The organism is Sphingopyxis sp. YF1 (genome assembly GCF_022701295.1).
Classification (GTDB): Bacteria; Pseudomonadota; Alphaproteobacteria; order Sphingomonadales; family Sphingomonadaceae; genus Sphingopyxis.
The window spans coordinates 1,762,091-1,783,600 of sequence record NZ_CP033204.1 but is presented as its reverse complement, the minus strand read 5'-3'; the positions used below and the strand labels follow the sequence as shown (position 1 = coordinate 1,783,600).

Below are 21,510 nucleotides of genomic sequence, written 5' to 3'. Positions count from 1 at the left end.
CAAGTCTGGCACCTTGACAGGCGGCGGAGGCCCCGCCATAGGCCGCGCCTGCCCAGCGACGAAGGTTCGCGGGCGGCCCGGTTGCTGCTGTAGCTCAGTGGTAGAGCGCGTCATTGGTAATGACGAGGTCGACAGTTCAATCCTGTCCAGCAGCACCATTTTCCCCGACATCGACGTCCGGCTTTACCGCGGCCTGGCCCACGGGCTAGAGTCGGGCGCGTATCGCATGGGGCGATGCCGGCAGGGGAGCATATGACGGACGGCGACGACCGGGCGGGAAGCGGCAAGCGCTGGTCCTTTCTCGCGATCCTGATCGCGATCTCGATCGCCTTTGCCGTCGTGCTGCTGCCCTTTGCCGCCGCGATCCTGTGGGCGGTGATCGCGGCGATCCTGTTCGAGCCGCTCTATCGCCGGATGCTGACGAAAATGCCGGGGTGGCGCAACGGCGCTGCGCTGCTGACCATCCTGCTGATCCTGGCGATGGTGATTCTGCCCGCCGCGATCCTGGCCGTCGCGCTCGTCAACGAAGCCGCCGCCGTCTATCAGCGCATCCATTCGGGGGCGATCGATCCGGCGCACATCTGGACCAATTTCCGCAGCGGCCTGCCCGAATGGCTGCTGTCGTGGTTCGACCGCATCGACATCGGCAATATCGCGACCGCGAAGAGCCTGTTGGGCGGCGGTGCCGCCGACGGCGTCCGGGCGATCCTGGGGCAGGCGCTGTCGATCGGGCAGAGCCTGTTCGGATTGCTGATCAACCTGATGGTGATGCTCTACCTCGCCTATTTCCTGATCCGCGACGGCGAGAGCCTGCAACACAGCATCCGCCGCGCGATGCCGCTGCGCACCGACCATCTCGAACTGCTCGCCAACCGCTTCGTCGTCGTGGTGCGGGCGACGATCAAGGGCAGCATCGTCGTCGCCGTCCTGCAGGGGCTGATCGGCGGGATCGTGCTGTGGGCGCTCGGGATCGAGGCGGCGCTTTTGTGGGGGGTGCTGATGGGCGCGGCATCGCTGCTGCCGGCGGTCGGCACCGGGCTGGTCTGGGTCCCGATGGCGCTCTACCTGCTGTTCACCGGGCAGATCTGGCAGGGGCTGGCGCTCGTCGTGTGCGGATTGTTCGTGATCGGGATGGTCGACAATGTGCTGCGCCCGGTGCTGGTCGGGCGCGAAACGCGCATTCCCGACTATGTGGTGCTGATCACCACGCTCGGCGGGCTCCAGCTCTTCGGCTTTCACGGCATCGTCATCGGCCCCGTGATCGCGGCGATGTTCATCGCGGTGTGGGATATTGCGACGACGATGCGCGGCGAGCCCGCCGCCAGCGGCACCGCATGACGCGTCAGATCTTTGCGCCGAGCAGCCAGTCGTGGAACAGCTTGACCGCGGGCTGGCGCAGCGCGCGCGGACGGCACACGAACCAGTAGCTGTACGGGCTGTCGACCTCGAAATCGAACAGGCGCACGAGGCGCGGGTCGTGCGCGTCGTCGAAATGGTGGGCGTGCATGAAGGCTACGCCGATGCCCTGCGCCGCGGCTTCGAGCATCAGCGGCCCCGAATCGAAATAGTCGGTCCCGGCGGGTTCGAGCCAGGGCATGCCGATCGCCTTGCGCCATTCGGCGAAGGTTTCGGGCATCTCGCGGTGGAGCAGGATCGTCATGCGCTGCAATTGTTCGGGCACGGTGATCGGGCGGCCATCGTCGGTCAGCGCGCGCGAGGCGATCGGGAAGACCTGGTCCTGATCAAGCCGCGCGGCGTAGAGCGCGGGATCGATCGCCCGCGCGAGCGCGATCGCGGCGTCGATGCCGTCGCCGAGCCGTGCCTCGGCATGCGAGATCGTCTCGATGTCGATATGCAGTTCGGGATGCCGCTGCCGGAGGTCGGGGAGATGCGGGAACAGCCGCTGCTGGGCGAAGAGCGGGAGCACGTTGAGCCGCAGCCGCATCGACGCATCGGGGCTGCCCGCCTGTTTGATCACCGCGCGCAGATCGTCGAGGATCGGCGACAGCTGGTCCTGGAGCGCGCGCCCGGCCTCGGTCAGGCGCAACCCGTGGTGGTGACGGTCGAACAGCGGACGGCCGACGGCATGTTCGAGCGTCTGGATACGCCGCGACAGCGCGGGCATCGACAGGCCGAGCTCGCTCGCGGCCGCCTTGACGGTGCCGTGGCGGGCGACCTCGAGAAAGGCCTCCATGCTGCTGAGGGGGGGAAGGCGTGCCATGTTCGTTCGCGCGCAATGATGACATGGCGCCGCGCGTCGCGCCAGTAACATTTGTGCAGTGCGTCATGAGTGCGGCGCGCGTGCGGGGGTGCAAATCGGGAACCGTCATCCTATCTTCCGCATAGTGACCATTTTGCGGGAGACACGCCTTGGCCGATGCGACGGTGAAAGAAAAACAGGTCAAACTGCAGGTTGCGAACGCCCGCGCCGAGGAAAGCGGCGGGGGTATCGCACGCATTCCGCGATCGGCGATGGCCGAGCTGGGACTCGCCGAGGGCGACGTCGTCCAGATCAGCGGCAAGCGCGACACCGCGTCGCGCGTCGTCGCTCCCTATGCCGAGGATGAAGGGCTCGACGTGATCCGCCTCGACGGCCTGCAGCGCGCCAATGCCGGCGCGGGCGCGGGCGACATGGTCGCGCTGAGCCGCGTCGAGACGCGCCCCGCGACGCGCGTCGTCTTTGCCCCCGCGCAGGAGAATCTGCGCCTCCAGGGATCGGCCAATGCGCTCAAGCGCAGCTTCTTCGGCCGTCCGCTGGTCGCCGGCGATACCGTCGCGACGGCGGGGCAGCAGCGCGTGTCGGCGGGCGACATGCCGCCGCAACTGCGCCAGATGCTCAACGCGCCCGCCTATGCACTCGCCGAGGTGCGCCTGCTCGTCGTGTCGGCGAGCCCCAAGGGCGTCGTCTTCATCGACGAGAATACCGAGGTCGAGCTGCTCCCCGAATATCAGGAGCCGCAGGATGCGCGGCGCACCGACGTGACCTATGACGACCTCGGCGGGCTGGGCGAGACGATCGACCAGCTGCGCGAGATGGTCGAGCTGCCGCTGCGCTACCCCGAGCTGTTCCGCCGTCTGGGCGTCGATCCGCCGCGCGGGGTGCTGCTGCACGGCCCGCCGGGAACGGGCAAGACGCGGCTGGCGCGCGCGGTCGCGAACGAGAGCGAGGCGCAATTCTTCCTGATCAACGGGCCCGAGATCATGGGGTCCGCCTATGGCGAGTCCGAAAAACGCCTGCGCGATGTGTTCGAGCAGGCGGCGAAGGCCGCGCCGTCGATCCTGTTCATCGACGAGATCGATTCGATCGCGCCGAAGCGCGGGCAGGTGACCGGCGAGGCCGAAAAACGCCTTGTCGCGCAGCTCTTGACGCTGATGGACGGGCTCGAGCCGCGCACCAATCTGGTGGTGATCGCCGCGACCAACCGCCCCGATGCGATCGACGAGGCGCTGCGGCGCCCGGGCCGTTTCGACCGCGAGATCGTGATCGGCGTTCCCGACGAGAAGGGACGCCGCGAGATACTGGGCATCCATACGCGCGGCATGCCGCTGGGCGAGGATGTCGACCTCGACGAACTCGCGCGCACGACCTTTGGTTTTGTCGGCGCCGACATGGCGGCGCTGACGCGCGAAGCGGCGATCGAGGCGGTGCGGCGGATCATGCCCAAGCTCAACCTCGAGGAAGGAACGATCCCGCCCGAGGTGCTGGAGGAACTGCGCGTTACCCGCGACGATTTCACCAATGCGCTGAAGCGCGTCCAGCCGTCGGCGATGCGCGAAGTGATGGTGCAGGCGCCGACGACGCGCTGGAGCGACATCGGCGGGCTCGATGCCGCGCGCGACAAGCTGATCGAAGGGATCGAGCTGCCGCTGAAGCACCCCGAGGCGTTCCGGCGGCTCGGCATTCGCCCGGCCAAGGGTTTCCTGCTCTATGGCCCGCCGGGGACGGGCAAGACGCTGCTCGCAAAGGCCGCGGCGCGCGAGTCCGACGCGAACTTCATCTCGATCAAATCGTCGGACCTGCTCTCCAAATGGTATGGCGAGAGCGAGCAGCAGATCGCGCGGCTGTTCCAGCGCGCGCGCGCGGTGGCGCCGACGATCATCTTCATCGACGAGCTCGACAGCCTGGTGCCCGCGCGCGGCAGTGGTTCGTCGGGCGAGCCGCAGGTGACCGAGCGTGTGGTCAACACGATCCTCGCCGAGATGGACGGGATCGAGGAGATGCAGTCGGTCGTCGTGATCGGCGCGACCAATCGCCCGAACCTGATCGATCCTGCGCTGCTGCGCCCGGGACGGCTCGACGAGCTCATCTATGTGTCGGTGCCCAATGCCGAGGGGCGGAAGCGCATCCTCGAAATCCAGACCGGCAAGATGCCGCTGGCGGACGACGTCGACCTGCTGGCGCTGGCCGAGAAGACCGCGCGCTTCACCGGCGCCGACCTAGAGGATCTGACGCGCCGGGCGGGGCTCGCCGCGCTCAAGCGATCGATGGACAGCGAAACGGTGACGATGGCCGACTTCGAAGCTTCGCTCAAGGACACCCGTGCCTCGGTGACCGAGGCGATGGAGAAGGATTATGAAAAGATCCAGGGCGAGATCAAGCAGGCCGCGATGAGCGTCGACCCGATCGGCTTCTTCGCGCCGGGCATGCTCAAGCCGTCGCGCGAAAGAAAGCACGAGGAACCAAGAGACTAGCCGGAGAATCTCTGGGTCTGTGGAAGAGGGTGTCCCGGATGGGCCCCTCGACAGACCCAGAGCTATGGCTGTTTTGTCGCCGGCGGGGGCGGGCGCAGCGCCTTCCAGCCCCAGAGCACGAGCCAGACGCAAAAACCCGCCATCAGCGCGTAAGCGACCATCGCGTGCCAATTGTAGAGAAGCACGCCCACCGCCGGCGAGACGATATAGGCCGAGCCGTTGATCGAGGCGGTCATACCCGCGACGCTGCCCTGGTCGCGGCGCGGCACGGCGAGCGAGGCGCCGGCGGTGAAGCCGGGGCGGAACAGGCCGAAGCCGAGCGAGGCGGTGGCAAAGCCGATCACGATGCCGTGGAGGTCGAACGACAGGCCGGTCATCACCAGTCCCGCGGCGCCGAGCGCCGCGCCCGCGAGCACGGCGTTGCGCGCCGACAGTTTCAGCAGCGGGATCAGCCCCCATTGCGCGAGCAGCGTCGCGACCGCGCCCGACATCAGGACGATGCCCGTGATCGCCGCGCCTTCGTCGGGACGAAGGCGGAGATGCAGGCGATCGAGGATCAGGAAGCCGATGACGCCGAGCATCATCGCCTGCGCCTGTCCGCCGAACAGTCCGGCGAGCAGCCATGGGCGGACGCGCGCATCGGTCCAGCGCAGCGGCGGCGAAGCCGCGGCGGACTGGTCGACGACCTCGTCGTCGGCGTCGTCGGCCGCCGCCTGCGGCGACCCCCCGGTGGTCGGGTAGGAGACGATCGCGCCGCGCGCGGCAAAGCGCGGCACATCGTCGGGCAGCCGCCAGCGCAGCGCGATGAGCACCGCAACGCCGATCAGCGCAAAGACGAGGAGCGGCCCCGACAGGCCGAAGACCGGCAGGATGAAGAAGGGCGCGATCGCGGGACCGATCACCGTGCCGAGCCCGAAGGAGGAGGAGACGAGCGACAGCGCCTGCGTCCGCTCTTCGGGATCGGTGCGCGCCGCGACATAGGCCTGCACCGCGGGCGGCGCCGCCGAACCGAGCCCGCCATAAAGGCTGCGGAACAGCGCGAAGAGGATGAAGGTCGTTCCGGCGGCGAGCCAGCCTTCGAGTCCCGACCAGAGCACGAGACCGCACAGCGCCATCGACGACAGGAAACCGATGACGCCGAGCGCCATCAGCGCCTTGCGCCCGCGCTTGTCCGACTGGCGCGCCCAATGCGGGGCGGTGAGCACCCAGAGCAGCGCCGACCAGCTGAAGGCGAGGCTGACCCAGACGTCGGGGATGTGCAGTTTGGCGCCGAGCGCGGGCAGGATCGACTGCATCGCGGTGTTGCCCGCCGCGGCGACGAGCATCACCGCGAAGAGCACCGCCATACGGTCGGCGGGTATCGAGCGGCTGATCGTCGACAATGTGCTCCCCCCGTCCGGTTGCGTCCGCTCGTGCGGATCGATGCGTCGGCAATCTCCTACACAGGCTGTCCCACCTGTCCAGCACGCGGGCGTGCACGTCCTTGTCAAGCGACATCTTTTCTTGCGCAGGCGCGCTGTTTTTGCCACGCCTTGGCCATCCGCAACAACGCGAAAGCCATCATGTCCAATCCCCGGGCGCAGGCCCAAGAACAGAAGATCGCGCTATCCCGCCGGATCCGCGATCGTGCGAAGCGTTTCTTCGGACCGTGGGGCATGTTCGTGAAGGGCTTTATCAAGCATCCGGTGATGGTCGGTTCGATCGTGCCGTCGTCGCCGACGCTGATCCGCCACATGCTGAAGCCCGTCGACTGGAAGAACACCAAGCTGTTCGTCGAATATGGCCCCGGCGTCGGCACCTTCTGTCGCCCGGTGCTCGAGAAGATGGCGGGCGATGCAACCCTGATCGCGATCGACACCAACGAGGATTTCATCGAGTATCTGCGGGCGGACATCCGCGACAGCCGCTTCATCGCGGTGCATGGATCGGCGGCCGACGTCGAGGAGATCGTTCGTGCTCACGGGTTCGAGCACGCCGATTATGTGCTGTCGGGCCTGCCGTTCTCGACCCTGCCTGCGGGAGTCGGCCCGGCTATCGCCGCGGCGACGCACCGCGTGCTGCGCCCCGGCGGCGCTTTCCTCGTCTATCAGTTCCGCGCCCGCGCGCGCGATTTCCTCGCCGCGCATTTCAAGCGCATCGACAATGCGTTCGAATGGGTCAATGTCCCGCCCTGCTTCCTGTTCTGGGGATGGAAGGACTGAGCGCGGCCGTCGGGTTCAGACTTCGGTCTCGGGATCGATTTCGCCGAGCCCGAAATTGAGCCGCCGCGACACGGTATAGTCGGCGACCCCGACGACGAACCACGCGAGCGTCCAGCGCAGCCGCGTCAGCCAGGTGCCGCGCGCCTTGTGCACCGCCGGGGTGATGACCTCGCAATCGGGCTCGAGCCCGTCGATGAAGCTTCGCATCTGCCGGGCAAAGTCCGGATCGGTTACGCGCAGCATCACCTCGACATTCATGAACAGGCTGCGCATGTCGAAATTGGCGGTGCCGACATAGACGGTGTCGTCGATGACGATCAGCTTCATGTGCAGGCGGCACGGCTGATATTCCCAGATCGTCGCCTGCTTGCGCAGCAAATAGCCGAACAGCAGGCGCGAGGCGCCGATCGTCGCGGCATTGTCGGACTTGGCGGCCATCACGAAGCGCGCGCGGCCGTGCGACGCGACGCGGCCGAGGCGGCGCAGCATGCCCTGTCCGGGCGAGAAATAGGCCATCGCCATGTCGAGCCGGCTTGCGGTCCTGAGGTCGCTGCGCACCGCACGTGCCCAGGGCGACAGCCGCTGGGTCGGCCCGCCGACGAGCCAGCTTACCGGCCCCGCGTCGACCGGCCATTCGCGGATCAGGCGGCGCAGCATCAGGAGCTTGCCATCGTCGTTCACGGTATAGTCGTGGATCGCCTCGAACCATTCGGCCATGCGCGCGACCGACGGACCGCGCACGACGATGCCGAGATCGAACCAGCAGGTGCCATGGCCGGTCGCGAGATAGGGCTCGGCGATGTTGAAACCGCCGGTTACCGCGACATGATCGTCGATCAGCAGCAGTTTCTGGTGGTTGCGGATCAGGTAGCTCGACCGCCAGTGCCGCGAGAAGAAAATGACGCTGCCGCCCGCCGCGCGCAGCGGAGTAAAGACGCTGTCGGCGGTGTCGGCCGATCCGAAGCTGTCGATCACCGCGCGCACGCGCACGCCGCGCCGCGCCGCGGCGACCATCGCGTCGAGGATGCGCGAGCCGGCGGCGTCGGCCTTGAAGATGTACATCACCATGTCGATGCTGCGGATCGCGCCCGCGAGCAGCGCGAGCAGGCTGGCGAGGCGGTCGTCGCCGTCGACGATCACCTCGATCCGGTGTCCGGCGACGTCCGCCCTAAAACTCTCGGCTTCGCGGACGGGCGCGGGTTCGGCGTTCATGCGTCCGTCATAGGCGCAGCGCCGCGAGCGGGGCAAGAGCAGGGACCGCGAGGCCGGCAGCGGCCGCGGTTTCGTTGACATCGGCGGGCCTGCCTGCTAGCGCGCAGCGCTTGCCGCCAGCCGTCCGGGCTGGCCTCTCCTATACCTAAGGAATTATCATGGCCCGCGTTACCGTCGAAGATTGCGTCGACAAGGTTTCCAACCGCTTCGATCTGGTCCTGCTTTCGGCGCATCGTGCGCGCGAAATCTCGGGCGGTTCGGAACTGACCGTCGACCGCGATCGCGACAAGAACCCCGTCGTCGCGCTGCGCGAGATCGCCGAACAGACGATTCGTCCCAAGGACCTCCAGGAAACGCTCGTCGGTTCGCTGCAAAAGGTCGTCGTCGATGATGACGACACGCCCGACGAAATCAGCTCGATCGCGCGCTCGGCCGAAGCGCTTCGCCTCACCGCCGCTGCGCCGCCGCGCAGCCCCGCGGGCGGCGGCAGCGACTTCGAATAAGACGCACCGCCATCGATCGAAAAGGGCTGCGGGAAACCGCGGCCCTTTTTGTTTGGCGGGAGAAGCGAGGAACGCGCCTAGTCGCAGGCCTTGTGCAGACGCCAGGCGAGCAGCGCCGACACGACGCACATGACGGCGACCATCAGCAGCGTGTCGTCGATCGTCAGCCCGAGGCCGATCAGCACGCTGAGCAGCAGGGTTGCGGCAACCATGAAGCCCGAATTGACGATATTGTTCGCGGCGATCGTGCGCGCGGTCTGCGACTTGGCGACGGTGGTGGTGAGGAAGGCGTAGAGCGGAACGACGAACATGCCCCCGGCGATCGCGATGCCGAGCAGGTCGAGGATGATCCGGTCGCCCGCGGTCAGCGCGAGGAAGGCGCGCCAGTCCATCAGCGTCGTGCCATGGTGGCTCCAGCCCTTCACATTCCACCACAGGTCGAGCACGAACAGCCCCATCACGATCACCGAGCCCGGCGAATAGCGCGCCGAGACATGCCCCTTGAGCAGGCGGTTGACGACGATCGAGCCGATCGCGACCCCGACCGAGAAGATCGCGGTGAACATGGTCGCGACGGTGTTGTCGGCGCCGAGTGCATTCTTGACCAGCGGCGGGAATTGCGCCGCGAGGATCGCGCCGATCGCCCAGAAGAAGCTGATCGAGACGATCGCGAGGAACAGCCGCGGGATGTGCATTGTCGAATTGACCAGACGGTACGACGAGCGGAAGACATTGTGGTCGATGACCAGCCCTTCGGCTTCCTTTTCGGGCGGCGCAGAGGGGACGAAGGTCGCGGTCAGCCGCCCGATCACGGCGACGACGATGATCCCCGGGATCGCGACGTGCGGCGGGGTCAGCCCGCCGACGATCGTCCCGCCGAGGATCGCGATATAGGTGCCCGCCTCGACCCAGCCGGTGCCCGCGAGCACCTCGTCTTCCTCCAGATGCTGCGGCAGGATCGCATATTTGATCGGCCCGAAGAAGGTCGAGTGCATCCCCATTGCGAACAGCGCGAGCAGCATCAGCGGCACGAGATGCAGCCAGATGCCGACCGCGCCGACGATCATGATGAAGATTTCGGCGGTCTTGATCAGGCGGATCATCCGCGTCTTGTCGGTGCTGTCGGCAAGCTGCCCCGCGAGTGCCGAAAAGAGGAAGAAGGGCAGGATGAAGAGCCCGCCCGCCAGCGCGTTGAACCACGCCTCGGTCTCGGGGTCCTTGTAGATGGTGAAGGTGACGAGGATCACCATCGCCATCTTGTAGAAATTGTCGTTGAAGGCGTTGAGAAACTGGGTGGCGAACAGAGGCAGAAACCGGCGTTGCTTCATCAGCGCAAAGGAACCGGTCATGCAAAGCCCATTCTGGTGGTCCGACTGTCCGACGCGCGCCGCCCGGCAGGGCAAGACGGTTGTCGCGCGGCGGGCTTATCGGCTAGGGGAGGTGGGGTCAAAGCCCATTTTGCAACACAGGCGCCGGTGCGGCGGGAATCAGGGGTCATGCTCAGCCTTCCCAATCTCTTGACCTTGTCGCGGATCCTTGCGGTTCCCATCCTGCTCTTCCTGTTGTGGCCGGGCATCCGCATCGGCGCGCACCAGCCGCTGGCGATCGACTATGCGCTCGCCTTCGGCCTCTACTGCCTGATGGGCATTACCGATTATTTTGACGGTTATGTTGCGCGCTCGCGCGGAATCGTGTCGCGGCTTGGCGCCTTCCTCGATCCGATCGCCGACAAGATCATGATCGCCGCGGTGATCCTGCTGCTCGTTTTCACGCGCGACATCGACGGCTATCACGTCATCGCGGCGCTGATGATCCTGCTGCGCGAGATCATCGTGTCGGGGCTGCGCGAATTCCTCGCGACCTTGCAGGTGTCGATGCCCGTGACGCAGCTCGCCAAGTGGAAGACGACCTTCCAGCTCGTGTCGTTCGGCGCGCTGATCCTCGCGGGGGCGCTGCCCGCGATCGAGTGGATCAAGACCGTCGGGTTGGTCACGCTGTGGGGCGCGGCGGCGCTGACGCTGGTCACCGGCTGGGACTATCTGCGCGTCGGCCTCAAGCATATGGATTGAGCCATGGCGCTGACGCTCAGCTATTTTTCCTGGGTGCGCGAGCGGATGGGGATCGCCGGGGAGGCCGTGACACCGCCCGACACGGTCGCCACGGTGGCGGAGCTGATCGCCTGGCTCGCGGCGCGCGACGAAGCGGGAGCGCGCGCCTTCGCCGAGCCCGCGCGTATCCGCGCCGCGGTGAGCGGGGGAATGGCGGCGCCGGACGCCACGCTCCCGCGCGACGGCGAGGTCGCGCTCTTCCCGCCGGTCACCGGCGGATGATTCGCGTCCTCGTCCAGTCCGAAGCGATCGACGTCGCCGCCGAACTGGCTGCCCACGACGCCGGCGGGCATGGTGCGAGCGCAAGTTTCGTGGGCCGGGTGCGCGGCGATGGCGGGCTGCGCGAGCTGTTCCTCGAACATCATCCGGTGCTCACCGAAAGCGGGCTCGCCGCGCTGGCGGCCGAGGCGGCGGCGCGGTGGGAGCTTGCCGCGCTTACGTTGATCCACCGCGTCGGCGGCATGACGCCGGGCGAGACGATCGTGCTGGTGCTCGCGAGCAGTCCGCACCGCGCCGAAGCGCTGGCGGCGGTCGAATTTCTGATCGACCGGCTCAAGACCGACGTGATGCTGTGGAAGCGCGAGACGTTCGGCGACGGACGCGCGGTCTGGGTCGAGCAGCGCGGCAGCGATCAGGCGCGTGCCGAACGGTGGGACGAGTCGGCCAGTATCTGACGTGCGGACGGCCTGGCGCACTCCTTCAGGCCGGCAGCGCGATGTCTTCCGACGGGCGCAGTTCGTCGCGTTCGGGCCGCAGCAGGTCGAGCGCGAACATCGTCGCGGCGTGACGGATCGACGCGCGGTCGCCGCCCTCGAACTGGATGCGCTGGGTGAAATAATCGTCGGGGTCCTGCCCGCGCAGGCCACGCGCGAAGACGACGAGCCCGACCGGCTTTTTCTCCGATCCGCCACCCGGACCGGCGATCCCGGTGATCGCGACGGCGACGTCGGCGTCGCTGTTCGCCAGCGCCCCCGTCACCATCGCCCACGCGGTCGCGAGCGATACCTCGCCGAAAGTCTCGAGAATCTCGCCGCTGACGTCGAGCTGGCGCTTTTTGGCGTCGGCCGAATAGGTCACGAAGCCGCCGGTGACGACGTCCGAGCTGCCCGCGATGTCGGTGAGCGCCGCGCACACCATGCCGCCGGTGCAGCTTTCGGCGGCGGTCACCTTGCGGCCCGCCGCGCGGTTGCCGGCGAGCACGGCCTCGGCGAGCGCGTTGCGGGCCGTCTCGCGGCTGCTGGGGATGGCCGATGTATCAGTCATGGAAAAAACCTTTGCAGCTCCCGTCTGGCCGGGCGGTTCGGGGCGATATCCGCCTAGCCGGCATTGTCTTGGGCGCGCGGGCAGCTCGCCATGCGCTTGTCGCCACGCGATACTGCGGCAAATGTCACCGCGACGAACTCGACCATCTGGGCGGCGCTCAGCGATGCCAGCGTCTCGCTGATGTCGTTGACGTCGGCGCAGCCGCCGGGTTTGAGGTCGATGCCGAGCGTTTCGACGAAACCGACGTCGATCTTTTCGCGCAGCTCATCGTCGGACAGGGCGAGCATTGCGGCCGCATCCCCCGGATTCTTGCCGCTTCCGATCTTGATGAAGCCCGCTCGGGCCAGCGGCCAGACCGCATCGGCGCGGCCCCGCAGTTCGTCGGCGCGCACGGTCAGTCCGGTCCGCAAATAGCTGTCCTCGGGCAGGTGCGGGCTACAGGTTTCGACCACCCCGTCGATGACTTGCGGCAGGAAATAGGTGACGAGGCCGTTCATTTCGGCCGGCGTGAGACAGGTTTTCGTTGCCGCCTGTGCCGCCGGCCCCGCCAGCGTCGCCGCCGCGGCCGCGACGCCCAAAACGATGCGCTTCATATGCTCCCCTTTGTCCTTCGCTTTGCCGACCTTAGGTTGAATCGACATTCAGCACCAGAAGGCGATGGCGGCGAGGTATAGAGTTGCGAGGTAGTTGTGTGGGAGGCGGTCGTATCGCGTGGCGACGCGGCGTAGCTGTTTGAGCTTGCCGATGGTGCGCTCGATCCGGTTGCGAAGCCTGTAGATGGCAGGGTCGAAATCGCGTCGGCGTGGCATGCAGACGCGCTGGGGGATGACGGGCCGAGCGCGGCTGGTTTCGACATGGTCGAGGATGGCGTGGCTGTCATAAGCCTTGTCGGCGAGGACATGGCGAGCGTCGAGACCGGTCAGCAACGGGATCGCGAGCTTGGCATCGCTGACATGGCCGCCGGTCAGGATGAAGCGCACCGGTCGTCCGAAGGTATCGACCGCGATATGCCATTTGGAGGTCAGTCCTCCTCGGGAGCGCCCCAGAGCCTGGTCGCCGAGCCCCCTTTTTGACCCGTCGCCGCTTGGGCATGGGCGCGCACGATCGAGCTGTCGATCATCAGATACTCATTGTCCCGATCGCGGGCGAGCGAGGTGAAGATGCCTTCCCACACCCCGGCAGCGGCCCAGCGGGTGAAGCGCTTGTGAACAGTCTTGTACTTGCCATAGCGCTCCGGCAGGTCCGACCAGCGCGCACCCGACCGCAAAACCCACAAAACACCGTTCACAAACAGGCGGTTATCCAATGCTGTGCGGCCAGGATCAGATGCCTTGCCGGGCAGCATCGGCGCGATCCGAACCCACTGCGCCTCGCTCAACTCGTACCGCTTGATACCCATGATACCTCCGCAATCTGCGGAAACTCATGAATCAGACACCAACGCTCTTGGGAATCCCTGAATGTCGATACAGCCTAGGGCCTGTCGTCGGGAAGCGACAGTGTCGCAACCGCCTGCGCGGCGATGCCCTCGCGGCGGCCGGTGAAGCCCAGCCGCTCGGTGGTCGTCGCCTTGACGCTCACCCGCCCGCTCGAAATCGCGAGAATGTCGGCGATGCGATCGCGGATCGTTGCCCGGTGCGGGCCGATTTTCGGCGCTTCGGCGATGATCGTCAGGTCGAGATGCGTGATGCGCCCGCCGTGCGCGGCGACGCGGTCGCCGGCAAAGGCGAGGAAACGGTGCGACGCGGCGCCGCGCCATTGCGGATCGCTCGGCGGAAAATGGTCGCCGATGTCGCCGTCGCCGAGCGCGCCGAGCAGCGCGTCGGTCAACGCATGAAGCGCGACGTCGGCATCACTATGCCCTTCAAGCCCATGACTATGCGGGATTTCTATGCCGCCGATCCACAGCGGCTTGTCGGGCACCAGCCGATGCACGTCATAACCCATGCCCACCGCGGTCCGCATCATCGCCGTCCCTCCGATCAGCCCCGACAGGATCACCTTATCCTCGGCATATGTCAGTTTATGGAGGCGGGCGTCGCCGTCGACCGCCGCAACCGCGACGCCAAGCCGCCGGACGAGCTGTGCATCGTCGGTTGCCGCCGCGCTGTCGGCGCCGGCGTGCGCACGGCGCAGCGTGCCGAGGCGGAAGGCCTGCGGGGTCTGGACGCGGGCGAGCGCCGCGCGGTCGACCGTATCGCCCGCCTGGCCGTCGGCCTGTTCGACCAGCGTATCGGGCACGGGCAACGTGGGGATCGCGGCTTCGGCGCCGTTCGCCAGCGCCGCGAGCAGCCGGTCCACCACCGCGCCGGTGACGCCGGGGCGCGCGGCGTCATGAACGAGAACGATGTCGTCGTCGTCCCGGTCGCCGAGCACGGCCAGCGCGTTCGCCACCGAATCCTGGCGTTCGGCGCCGGGATCGGCGGAAATCCAGCCGTGTGGAAGCGGCGCTGCGTCCGCCATGACGTCATGATCGCCCACCAGCACGCCTCCCGACACGGCGTCATGGTCCGCGAGCGCATCGAGGCTCCAGCGCAGCACGGGCTTGCCCCCCAGCATCGCAAGCTGCTTCGGGCGATCGAACCCGGCGCGCAGGCCGCGGCCGCCGGCAAGCAGGATCACGACGACGCGCGGGGCGGGGCGGGGCGGGAAAGAAGGCACGGACTCGGTGGTCATGCGCGCCGGTTAGCCCAGCCGCGACTTGCGGGAAAGCCGCTTAGCGTGTAGGGGCGTGCACAAATTTTAGGCAGTTTCCACGAAAGTCTCTCCATGGCGGCGCTGCGCCCCATCCAGATCGGCCCCATCAGCATCGCGGATCCGGTGATCCTCGCGCCGATGACGGGCGTCACCGACATGCCCTTCCGCACGCTCGTGCGGCGCTATGGCTCGGGGCTCAACGTCACCGAGATGATCGCGAGCCAGGCCGCGATCCGCGAGACGCGCCAGTCGGTCCAGAAGGCCGCGTGGCACCCGGTCGAGGAGCCGGTGTCGATGCAGCTCGTCGGTTGCACGCCGGACGAGATGGGCGAGGCCGCGAAGCTCAACGAAGATCGCGGCGCGGCGATCATCGACATCAACATGGGCTGTCCGGTGCGCAAGGTCACCAACGGCGACGCCGGGTCGGCGCTGATGCGCGACCTCAAGCTCGCGTCCGAGCTGATCCGGGCGTGCGTCGAGGCGGTGTCGGTGCCGGTGACGGTCAAGATGCGCATGGGCTGGTGTCATGACAGCCTGAACGCCCCCGAACTGGCGCATATCGCCGAGGATCTGGGCGCGAAGCTCGTCACCGTCCACGGCCGCACGCGCAACCAGATGTACCGCGGCACCGCGGACTGGAGCTTCATCCGCCGCGTCAAGGATGCGGTGTCGATCCCGGTGATCGCCAACGGCGACATTTGTTCGCCCGACGACGCGCGCACCGCGCTGGCGCAGAGCGGCGCCGATGGCGTCATGATCGGGCGCGGCGCCTATGGCCGTCCCTGGCTGCTCGGTCAGGTGATGGCGGCGCTGCGCGGCGAGGCCGAACGGCCCGACCCCGGCCTCGACGAACAATATGAAATTATCACAACGCATTATCGTGCGATGCTCGATCATTATGGTGAAATGACCGGGGTCAATATGGCGCGCAAGCACCTCGGCTGGTACGTCAAGGGGCTGCACGGCTCGGCCGAGTTCCGCAACAAGGTCAACCAGATCCCCGACAGCAAGGGCGTGCTCGACGCGCTCGAAGCCTTTTACGGACCGCATCTGAGCAAGGCCGCTGCGTGAGCGCGCGGACGTCGAGCATCCCGACGTTCGACCATGACGAGCTGATCCAGTCGCATCCCGTCGCAACCCTGCTCATCGACCGCAACGGTGTGATCCTCTTCGTCAACGCGGCGGCGGAGCAGCTCTGCAATACCGGGCGCGCGGCGATGGTCGGGCAGGTCGTCTATGACGTGATCGGCATGGACCGCAATTACCGCCAGCGGATGAGCGATCCCGCCTATTCGGCGCTCTTCGCGCACGGCGCCGACATCACGATCGGCGGTCGCAAGACGGTCGCGGTCGACATGCAGATGGTGCCCTATGGCCAGAACGGCCACCGCATCCTCGCGCTGGTGCCCTCGCAGCGCGAGGCCGAGCTGATGGGGGGCGCGATCGGCCGTTCGGGGCGCGCGGCGGGCGCTGCCGCGTCGATGCTTGCGCACGAGATCAAGAATCCGCTCGCGGGTATCCGCGGCGCGGCACAACTGCTGGCGCGCGGCGCCGACGCGGGCAAGGCGCGCTTCACGACGCTGATCGTGTCCGAGGTCGACCGGATCGCGACGCTGATCGACCAGATGGAACATTTTTCGCGCGGTCAGCCGATCGCGTGCGAGCCGCTCAACCTCTACCAGCCGATCCACCAGGCGATGGAGGCGGTGCGCGCGCGCCAGTTGCCCGGTATCCGTTTTGCCGAGGATTTCGACCCGTCGCTGCCGCTCGTGCTCGGCAACCATGACGCCATGGTGCAGATATTGCAGAATTTGCTCACCAACGCGTCCGAGGTGCTCGGCGCGCGCGACGACGGGGTGGTGCGGATCGCCACCGCCTATCGCCACGGGCTGTCGATCGACAATGGCGACGGGCGCGGGCGGATCGCGCTGCCGATCGAAGTCAGCGTCAGCGACAATGGCCCCGGCGTTCCCGCTGAAATCCGCGGCGACCTGTTCACCCCCTTCGTCACGACCAAGCGCGAGGGCAGGGGGCTCGGGCTCGCGCTGGTCGCCAAGCTCGCGCGCGACATGGGCGGCACCGTCCAGCACATGCGCGATGGCGACTGGACGCGATTCCGCCTGCATTTTCCCGCCGCCGGATCGGGAGGGGCGGCATGAACGGCAAGACGATCCTGCTCGTCGAGGACGACCCGACGATCGCACTGATCATCCGCGAAACGCTCGCCGAGGAGTGCGGCGTCTTCGCCTCGGTGGCCAGCGTCGCCGAACGCAACGCGTGGCTCGCCGCGCACAGCCCCGACCTGATCATCACCGACGTCGTGCTGCCCGACGGCGACGGCATCGACTCGCTCCCCGGCGCGGGGGTCGATCCGCAGGTGCCGGTGATCGTGCTGTCGGCGCAGAACACGCTCGACACCGCGGTGCGCGCAACCGGGATCGGCAGCTATGATTATCTGCCCAAACCCTTCGACCTCGAGGATCTGATCGCCAGCGTGCGCGCCGCGCTGGGGCGGCGTCGCGCCGAACCCGCCGCCGCGCCCGACAGCGCCGCCGCCGACAGCCACGGGCTCGTCGGGCGCGCGCCGGCGATGCAGGCGGTGTACCGCACGATCGCGCGGCTCGCCTCGAACGACCTCGCGGTGCTGATCCTCGGCGAATCGGGCACCGGCAAAGAAGTCGTCGCGCGCGCGATCCACGCGACCGGGCTCCGCCGCGGCGGGCCGTTCGTTGCGATCAACATGGCGGCGATCCCGCGCGAGCTGATCGAGGCCGAGTTGTTCGGGCACGAAAAGGGCGCCTTCACCGGCGCGCACAGCCGCAGCGCGGGGCGTTTCGAGCAGGCCGCAGGCGGCACGCTTTTCCTCGACGAGATCGGCGACATGCCGCTCGAGGCGCAGACGCGGCTGCTGCGCGTGCTCCAGAGCAACGAATATTCGACCGTCGGCGGCAGCCAGGCGCTGCGCGCCGACGTCCGCGTCGTCGCCGCGACGCACCGCGACATCCGCGGCCTCGTCGCCGACGGGCGTTTCCGCGAGGACCTTTTCTACCGGCTCAACGTCATCCCGGTGACGCTGCCGCCGCTGCGCGACCGGCGCAGCGACATCGCGGCGCTGGTGCGGCATTTCGTCGATTCGGGGCGCGTGTCGGGGCTTCCCGACCGCCAGTTCGCCCCCGCGGCGATGCAGATGCTCGAACGCTATGACTGGCCCGGCAACGTCCGCGAACTCGGGAACGTCGTCCAGCGTCTCGCGGTGCTCTCGCGCGACACCACCGTCGCGGTGCGCGACGTCGAGGCGGTGCTGCACGAAAGCGCGGGGGCGGTGTCGATCGTCGCGCCCGAGGACGCGATCGCGCGCGCGATCGACGACTGGGCGCGCGAGGAACTCGCAAGCGACCATGACGGCACGATCCACGAGCGGCTGCAGGCGATCGTCGAGGCGGCGCTGCTCCGCCGCGTGCTGCGCGACGTGCGCGGCAACCAGCTCGAAGCAGCGCGCCGGCTCGGCATCAACCGCAACACGCTCCGCAAGCGGTTGGGACAGCTGGATATTGACCCCGCGCGGGTGTGAGCGGGGCGGGCGGTTTCGAAACCCGGATCAGACGGTATCGCGCCTTTGCAGGCTGACCACCGCGTGGATCGGCAGCTCGGCGTAGATGTGCGGGAACAGGTCGCCGCCGCGCGCCGCTTCCCAGCGGATCGCGTCGCCGAGCTGGAGCAGGTCCACCTCGGCGATCATCAGGCCGCTCTGGCCCGCGAAATATTTGGCGATCGTGCCTTCGAGCTGCTCCGCGGTCGACAGGTGGATATAGCCGTCGGCGATATCCACCGGTGCGCCGCGGAACACGCGTTCGCGCTCGAAATCGGCCCACTGCTGCTGGGTCAGCACCTTGAAGGCCGTCGATGCGCTCATTCCGACGGCGCCCCGCTTGCCGCCGGCACCTCGTCGGTCGCAGTCGCGGTTGTTGCGTCGCCATCGTCGGCGGCGTCTTCCTCGCCTTCCTCGATCAGCGCCGCCGAGACGACATGTTCGTCCTTGGCGACGTCGAACAGGCGCACGCCCGCCGATCCGCGGCCGATCACGCGCAGGCTGTCGAGCCCCATGCGGATAAGCTTCGCCTGATCGGTGACGAGCATCAGCTGGTGCGCCTGCGTTGCGGGGAAGCTCGCCACGACCGGCCCGTTGCGGCCGATATTGTCGATGTTGGTGATCCCCTGGCCGCCGCGGCCCGTACGGCGATATTCATAGGCCGACGACAGCTTGCCATAGCCGTTGGCGCAGACGGTGAGGATGAACTGTTCCTTCGTCCTGAGCTCGTCGAAGCGTGCGGCCTCCATTTGCGGGTCGCTGTCCTTTTCGGCCTTCCACGGGGCGTGGCGCAGATAATCCTCGCGCTCTTCCTGATCGCGAATGCCCGCCTTGTGCAGGATCGACAGCGAGATGACCTCGTCGCCGGCACCGAGCCGCATACCGCGAACGCCGGTCGAGTTGCGGCTCTGGAACTCGCGGACATCCTCGCCGGGGAAGCGGATCGCCTTGCCCTGGCGCGTCGCGAGGAGAACGTCGTCGCTTTCGTCGAGCAGCGCGACGCCGATCAGCCGGTCGTCCTCGTCCTCGCCTTCGAATTTCATGGCGATCTTGCCGTTCGAGGGCACATTGGTGAAGGCGTCCATGCTGTTACGACGCACGCTGCCCTTGGCGGTTGCAAACATCACGTGCAATTTGCCCCATTCGTCCTCGTTCTCGGGAAGCGGGAGCACGGTCGAGATGGTCTCGCCGGTGGCGAGCGGCAGCAGGTTGATCATCGGACGGCCGCGCGTCGCGGGTCCACCCTCGGGCAGGCGCCACACCTTCATGCGGTACACCTTGCCCGCGGTCGAGAAGAAGAGCACCGGCGTGTGCGTCGAGGTGACGAACAGGTTGGTGACGACATCCTCGTCCTTCGTCGCCATGCCGGCGCGGCCCTTGCCGCCGCGGCGCTGGGCGCGGAAGGTCTCGAGCGGGGTGCGCTTGATATAGCCGTCGAGGGTGACGGTGACGACCATCTCCTCGCGCTCGATCAGATCCTCGTCGTCGATGCCGTCGGCGGCGGGGGCGACGAGGGTGCGGCGCGGCTTGGCGAATTCGTCGCGCACCGCTTCAAGCTCTTCGCGCATCACCGCATAGAGCTTGTCGCGGTCGGCGAGGATCGAAAGCAGCTCCTCAATCTCACTCGCCAGTTCCTTGAGTTCGTTTCCGATTTCATCGCGACCAAGCGCGGTCAGGCGATGCAGGCGGAGGTCGAGGATCGCCTTCACCTGGATTTCGGACAGGCGATAGGTGGTCGCGTTCTCGGCCTCGCCCTCGATCGCCTCGACGAGGCGGATGTAGGGCGCGATCTCGCCGATCGGCCATTCGCGCACGAGCAGCGCCTCGCGCGCCATCGCGGGGCTCGACGAGCCGCGGATGATCCGCACAACCTCGTCGAGGTTGCTCACCGCGACGACGAGCCCGAGCAAGATGTGCGCGCGGTCGCGTGCCTTGGCGAGTTCGTATTTGCAGCGGCGGGTGATCACATCCTCGCGGAAGGTGATGAACGCCTCGAGGATCGTCTTCAGCCCCATCATTTCGGGGCGGCCGCCGCGGATCGCAAGCATGTTGGCGGGGAAGCTCGACTGCGCCGGGGTGTGGCGCCAGAGCTGGTTGAGCACGACGTCGGGGGTCGCATCGCGCTTGAGGTCGATCACGACGCGCACGCCCTCGCGGTTCGATTCGTCGCGGATGTCGGCGACGCCCTCGATGCGCTTGTCGCGCGCGGCTTCGGCGATCTTTTCGACGAGGCCCGACTTGCCGACCTGGAAGGGGATCGAGGTGAGCACGATCGAACGGCGGTCGCCGCGGCCTTCCTCGATCGTGTGCGTCGACCGCATCATGATCGAACCGCGGCCGGTGGCATAGGCGTTGCGCGCGCCGCCCTGGCCAAGGATCATCGCGCCGGTCGGGAAATCGGGGCCGGGGACGATGCCCATCAGCTCTTCGAGCGTGATCGCGGGATTGGCCATCGTCGCAAGCGTCGCGGTGATCACCTCGCCCAGATTGTGCGGCGGGATGTTGGTCGCCATGCCGACCGCGATGCCGCCCGCGCCGTTGACGAGCAGGTTGGGGTAGCGCGCCGGCAGCACCGTCGGCTCGCTTTCGGAGCCGTCGTAGTTGGGCTGGAAGTCGACCGTGTCCTTGTCGAGGTCGTCGAGCAGGGTGATCGCAACCTTGGCGAGGCGCGATTCGGTGTAGCGCATCGCCGCCGGCGGATCGGGATCCATCGACCCGAAATTGCCCTGGCCGTCGATGAGCGGGACGCTCATCGACCAGTCCTGCGTCATGCGCGCAAGGGCGTCGTAGATCGAGCTGTCGCCGTGCGGGTGATATTTACCCATGACGTCGCCGACGATGCGCGCCGACTTGCGGTAGGGCTTGCTGGCGACATAGCCGCTTTCATAAGCCGAATAGAGAATGCGCCGGTGCACCGGCTTCAGGCCGTCGCGCACGTCGGGCAGCGCGCGGCTGACGATCACGCTCATCGCGTAATCGAGATAGGAAGTCTTCATCTCGTCGACGATGTTGATCGACGAAATGCCGTCACTCGGCGGTTCCATAGGCGTATTTTCTTCGGTCAAGACCCGGCCTTTTTCCTGCGTTTCGGAAGATGCTTCGGGCCTAGCCCAAGGGGGGCGGAAAGGCCAGCGATTCGGCAGGTTTCGGGGGGATTTTTTCATCGCGGAAATCGGGCCGCCGGGCGCCCGTCGGCGACATCGCGGGGCCGCCGCGACGGGGGCTTGCCAATCGCCCGACCGCCC

The 21,510-nt window shown here is 67.4% G+C and carries 19 protein-coding genes, 1 tRNA gene and 1 pseudogene; 11 read left to right on the top strand and 10 right to left on the bottom strand.

Annotated elements, in window-relative coordinates; genetic code table 11:
• Positions 1-83 precede the first annotated feature (83 nt).
• Both EAO27_RS08635 and EAO27_RS08630 read left to right on the top strand, forming a co-directional pair.
• Positions 84-158 (top strand) — tRNA-Thr (locus EAO27_RS08635).
• 94 nt (positions 159-252) lie between these two features.
• Complete coding sequence (locus tag EAO27_RS08630) at positions 253-1,338, top strand: AI-2E family transporter (RefSeq protein WP_242779615.1); 1,086 nt, start codon at positions 253-255, stop codon at positions 1,336-1,338.
• A 4-nt stretch (positions 1,339-1,342) separates the two neighbouring features.
• Here the strand turns inward: EAO27_RS08630 and EAO27_RS08625 are convergent, their stop codons facing one another.
• A complete protein-coding gene (locus tag EAO27_RS08625) occupies positions 1,343-2,221 on the bottom strand; it encodes a LysR substrate-binding domain-containing protein (RefSeq protein WP_242779613.1) in 879 nt (292 codons plus the stop codon).
• 149 nt (positions 2,222-2,370) lie between these two features.
• On the opposite strand from EAO27_RS08625, the gene EAO27_RS08620 reads away from it, so the two are divergent.
• Positions 2,371-4,692: a CDC48 family AAA ATPase gene (locus EAO27_RS08620; protein ID WP_242779610.1), complete on the top strand. Its 2,322-nt coding sequence runs from the start codon at positions 2,371-2,373 to the stop codon at positions 4,690-4,692.
• Positions 4,693-4,754: 62 nt separating this feature from the next.
• Here EAO27_RS08620 and EAO27_RS08615 read toward each other — a convergent pair whose 3' ends face one another.
• Positions 4,755-6,074: an MFS transporter gene (locus EAO27_RS08615; RefSeq protein WP_242779608.1), complete on the bottom strand. Its 1,320-nt coding sequence runs from the start codon at positions 6,072-6,074 to the stop codon at positions 4,755-4,757.
• Positions 6,075-6,254: 180 nt separating this feature from the next.
• Between EAO27_RS08615 and EAO27_RS08610 the strand changes: the two genes are divergently transcribed.
• Positions 6,255-6,893, top strand: a complete 639-nt coding sequence (locus tag EAO27_RS08610) for a methyltransferase domain-containing protein (protein WP_242780525.1) — start codon at positions 6,255-6,257, stop codon at positions 6,891-6,893.
• 15 nt (positions 6,894-6,908) lie between these two features.
• On the opposite strand, the gene EAO27_RS08605 is transcribed toward EAO27_RS08610, so the two are convergent.
• Entirely contained in the window at positions 6,909-8,105 is a 1,197-nt protein-coding gene (locus EAO27_RS08605; RefSeq protein ID WP_242779606.1) for a phospholipase D-like domain-containing protein, read from the bottom strand.
• Between the two features lie 158 nt (positions 8,106-8,263).
• Here EAO27_RS08605 and rpoZ point away from each other — a divergent pair, with 158 nt between their 5' ends.
• Positions 8,264-8,608, top strand: a complete 345-nt coding sequence (gene rpoZ / locus EAO27_RS08600; protein WP_242779604.1) for a DNA-directed RNA polymerase subunit omega — start codon at positions 8,264-8,266, stop codon at positions 8,606-8,608.
• Between the two features lie 77 nt (positions 8,609-8,685).
• On the opposite strand, the gene EAO27_RS08595 is transcribed toward rpoZ, so the two are convergent.
• Positions 8,686-9,957 carry an MFS transporter gene (locus EAO27_RS08595; protein ID WP_242779602.1) on the bottom strand — a complete coding sequence of 424 codons (1,272 nt, stop codon included), beginning with the start codon at positions 9,955-9,957 and terminating at the stop codon, positions 8,686-8,688.
• Between the two features lie 147 nt (positions 9,958-10,104).
• Between EAO27_RS08595 and pgsA the strand changes: the two genes are divergently transcribed.
• From pgsA to EAO27_RS08580, 3 genes are read left to right on the top strand one after another with little or no spacing between them, the layout of a single operon-like run.
• Positions 10,105-10,677 (top strand): CDP-diacylglycerol--glycerol-3-phosphate 3-phosphatidyltransferase, encoded by a 573-nt coding sequence (pgsA, locus tag EAO27_RS08590; protein WP_242779600.1) that lies wholly within the window; start codon positions 10,105-10,107, stop codon positions 10,675-10,677.
• Between the two features lie 3 nt (positions 10,678-10,680).
• A complete protein-coding gene (locus EAO27_RS08585) occupies positions 10,681-10,938 on the top strand; it encodes a MoaD/ThiS family protein (protein ID WP_242779598.1) in 258 nt (85 codons plus the stop codon).
• Positions 10,935-11,390: a molybdenum cofactor biosynthesis protein MoaE gene (locus EAO27_RS08580; RefSeq protein ID WP_242779596.1), complete on the top strand. Its 456-nt coding sequence runs from the start codon at positions 10,935-10,937 to the stop codon at positions 11,388-11,390. The genes EAO27_RS08585 and EAO27_RS08580 overlap by 4 nt, the downstream gene beginning before the upstream one ends.
• 25 nt (positions 11,391-11,415) lie before the next feature.
• On the opposite strand, the gene EAO27_RS08575 is transcribed toward EAO27_RS08580, so the two are convergent.
• From EAO27_RS08575 to EAO27_RS08560, 4 genes and pseudogenes are all read right to left on the bottom strand, one after another.
• Positions 11,416-11,979 (bottom strand): CinA family protein, encoded by a 564-nt coding sequence (locus EAO27_RS08575; protein ID WP_242779594.1) that lies wholly within the window; start codon positions 11,977-11,979, stop codon positions 11,416-11,418.
• Between the two features lie 53 nt (positions 11,980-12,032).
• A complete protein-coding gene (locus tag EAO27_RS08570; protein ID WP_242779592.1) occupies positions 12,033-12,572 on the bottom strand; it encodes a hypothetical protein in 540 nt (179 codons plus the stop codon).
• A gap of 48 nt (positions 12,573-12,620) precedes the next feature.
• Positions 12,621-13,324: pseudogene (locus EAO27_RS08565) on the bottom strand (IS5 family transposase).
• Between the two features lie 128 nt (positions 13,325-13,452).
• On the bottom strand, positions 13,453-14,655 hold the full coding sequence (locus EAO27_RS08560) for a bifunctional 2-C-methyl-D-erythritol 4-phosphate cytidylyltransferase/2-C-methyl-D-erythritol 2,4-cyclodiphosphate synthase (RefSeq protein ID WP_242779590.1): 1,203 nt from the start codon (positions 14,653-14,655) through the stop codon (positions 13,453-13,455).
• A gap of 93 nt (positions 14,656-14,748) precedes the next feature.
• On the opposite strand from EAO27_RS08560, the gene dusB reads away from it, so the two are divergent.
• The 3 genes from dusB to ntrC are packed head-to-tail and all read left to right on the top strand — an operon-like array spanning position 14,749 to position 18,247.
• On the top strand, positions 14,749-15,747 hold the full coding sequence (gene dusB, locus EAO27_RS08555) for a tRNA dihydrouridine synthase DusB (RefSeq protein ID WP_242779588.1): 999 nt from the start codon (positions 14,749-14,751) through the stop codon (positions 15,745-15,747).
• Entirely contained in the window at positions 15,744-16,835 is a 1,092-nt protein-coding gene (locus tag EAO27_RS08550) for an ATP-binding protein (protein WP_242779586.1), read from the top strand. The genes dusB and EAO27_RS08550 overlap by 4 nt, the downstream gene beginning before the upstream one ends.
• Positions 16,832-18,247 carry a nitrogen regulation protein NR(I) gene (gene ntrC, locus EAO27_RS08545; protein ID WP_242779584.1) on the top strand — a complete coding sequence of 472 codons (1,416 nt, stop codon included), beginning with the start codon at positions 16,832-16,834 and terminating at the stop codon, positions 18,245-18,247. The genes EAO27_RS08550 and ntrC overlap by 4 nt, the downstream gene beginning before the upstream one ends.
• A gap of 27 nt (positions 18,248-18,274) precedes the next feature.
• On the opposite strand, the gene EAO27_RS08540 is transcribed toward ntrC, so the two are convergent.
• Complete coding sequence (locus tag EAO27_RS08540) at positions 18,275-18,589, bottom strand: DUF952 domain-containing protein (RefSeq protein ID WP_242779582.1); 315 nt, start codon at positions 18,587-18,589, stop codon at positions 18,275-18,277.
• Positions 18,586-21,330: a DNA gyrase subunit A gene (gene gyrA, locus EAO27_RS08535; RefSeq protein WP_242779580.1), complete on the bottom strand. Its 2,745-nt coding sequence runs from the start codon at positions 21,328-21,330 to the stop codon at positions 18,586-18,588. The genes EAO27_RS08540 and gyrA overlap by 4 nt, the downstream gene beginning before the upstream one ends.
• Positions 21,331-21,510: the final 180 nt, after the last annotated feature.

Bases quoted from the DNA above. Each gene is read 5' to 3' on its own strand.
- EAO27_RS08630 (WP_242779615.1), top strand. From the start codon at position 253: ATGACGGACGGCGACGACCGGGCGGGAAGCGGCAAGCGCTGGTCCTTT.
- EAO27_RS08625 (WP_242779613.1), bottom strand. From the start codon at position 2,221: ATGGCACGCCTTCCCCCCCTCAGCAGCATGGAGGCCTTTCTCGAGGTC.
- EAO27_RS08610 (WP_242780525.1), top strand. From the start codon at position 6,255: ATGTCCAATCCCCGGGCGCAGGCCCAAGAACAGAAGATCGCGCTATCC.
- EAO27_RS08605 (WP_242779606.1), bottom strand. From the start codon at position 8,105: ATGAACGCCGAACCCGCGCCCGTCCGCGAAGCCGAGAGTTTTAGGGCG.
- rpoZ (WP_242779604.1), top strand. From the start codon at position 8,264: ATGGCCCGCGTTACCGTCGAAGATTGCGTCGACAAGGTTTCCAACCGC.
- EAO27_RS08595 (WP_242779602.1), bottom strand. From the start codon at position 9,957: ATGACCGGTTCCTTTGCGCTGATGAAGCAACGCCGGTTTCTGCCTCTG.
- pgsA (WP_242779600.1), top strand. From the start codon at position 10,105: ATGCTCAGCCTTCCCAATCTCTTGACCTTGTCGCGGATCCTTGCGGTT.
- EAO27_RS08585 (WP_242779598.1), top strand. From the start codon at position 10,681: ATGGCGCTGACGCTCAGCTATTTTTCCTGGGTGCGCGAGCGGATGGGG.
- EAO27_RS08580 (WP_242779596.1), top strand. From the start codon at position 10,935: ATGATTCGCGTCCTCGTCCAGTCCGAAGCGATCGACGTCGCCGCCGAA.
- EAO27_RS08575 (WP_242779594.1), bottom strand. From the start codon at position 11,979: ATGACTGATACATCGGCCATCCCCAGCAGCCGCGAGACGGCCCGCAAC.
- EAO27_RS08570 (WP_242779592.1), bottom strand. From the start codon at position 12,572: ATGAAGCGCATCGTTTTGGGCGTCGCGGCCGCGGCGGCGACGCTGGCG.
- EAO27_RS08560 (WP_242779590.1), bottom strand. From the start codon at position 14,655: ATGACCACCGAGTCCGTGCCTTCTTTCCCGCCCCGCCCCGCCCCGCGC.
- dusB (WP_242779588.1), top strand. From the start codon at position 14,749: ATGGCGGCGCTGCGCCCCATCCAGATCGGCCCCATCAGCATCGCGGAT.
- ntrC (WP_242779584.1), top strand. From the start codon at position 16,832: ATGAACGGCAAGACGATCCTGCTCGTCGAGGACGACCCGACGATCGCA.
- EAO27_RS08540 (WP_242779582.1), bottom strand. From the start codon at position 18,589: ATGAGCGCATCGACGGCCTTCAAGGTGCTGACCCAGCAGCAGTGGGCC.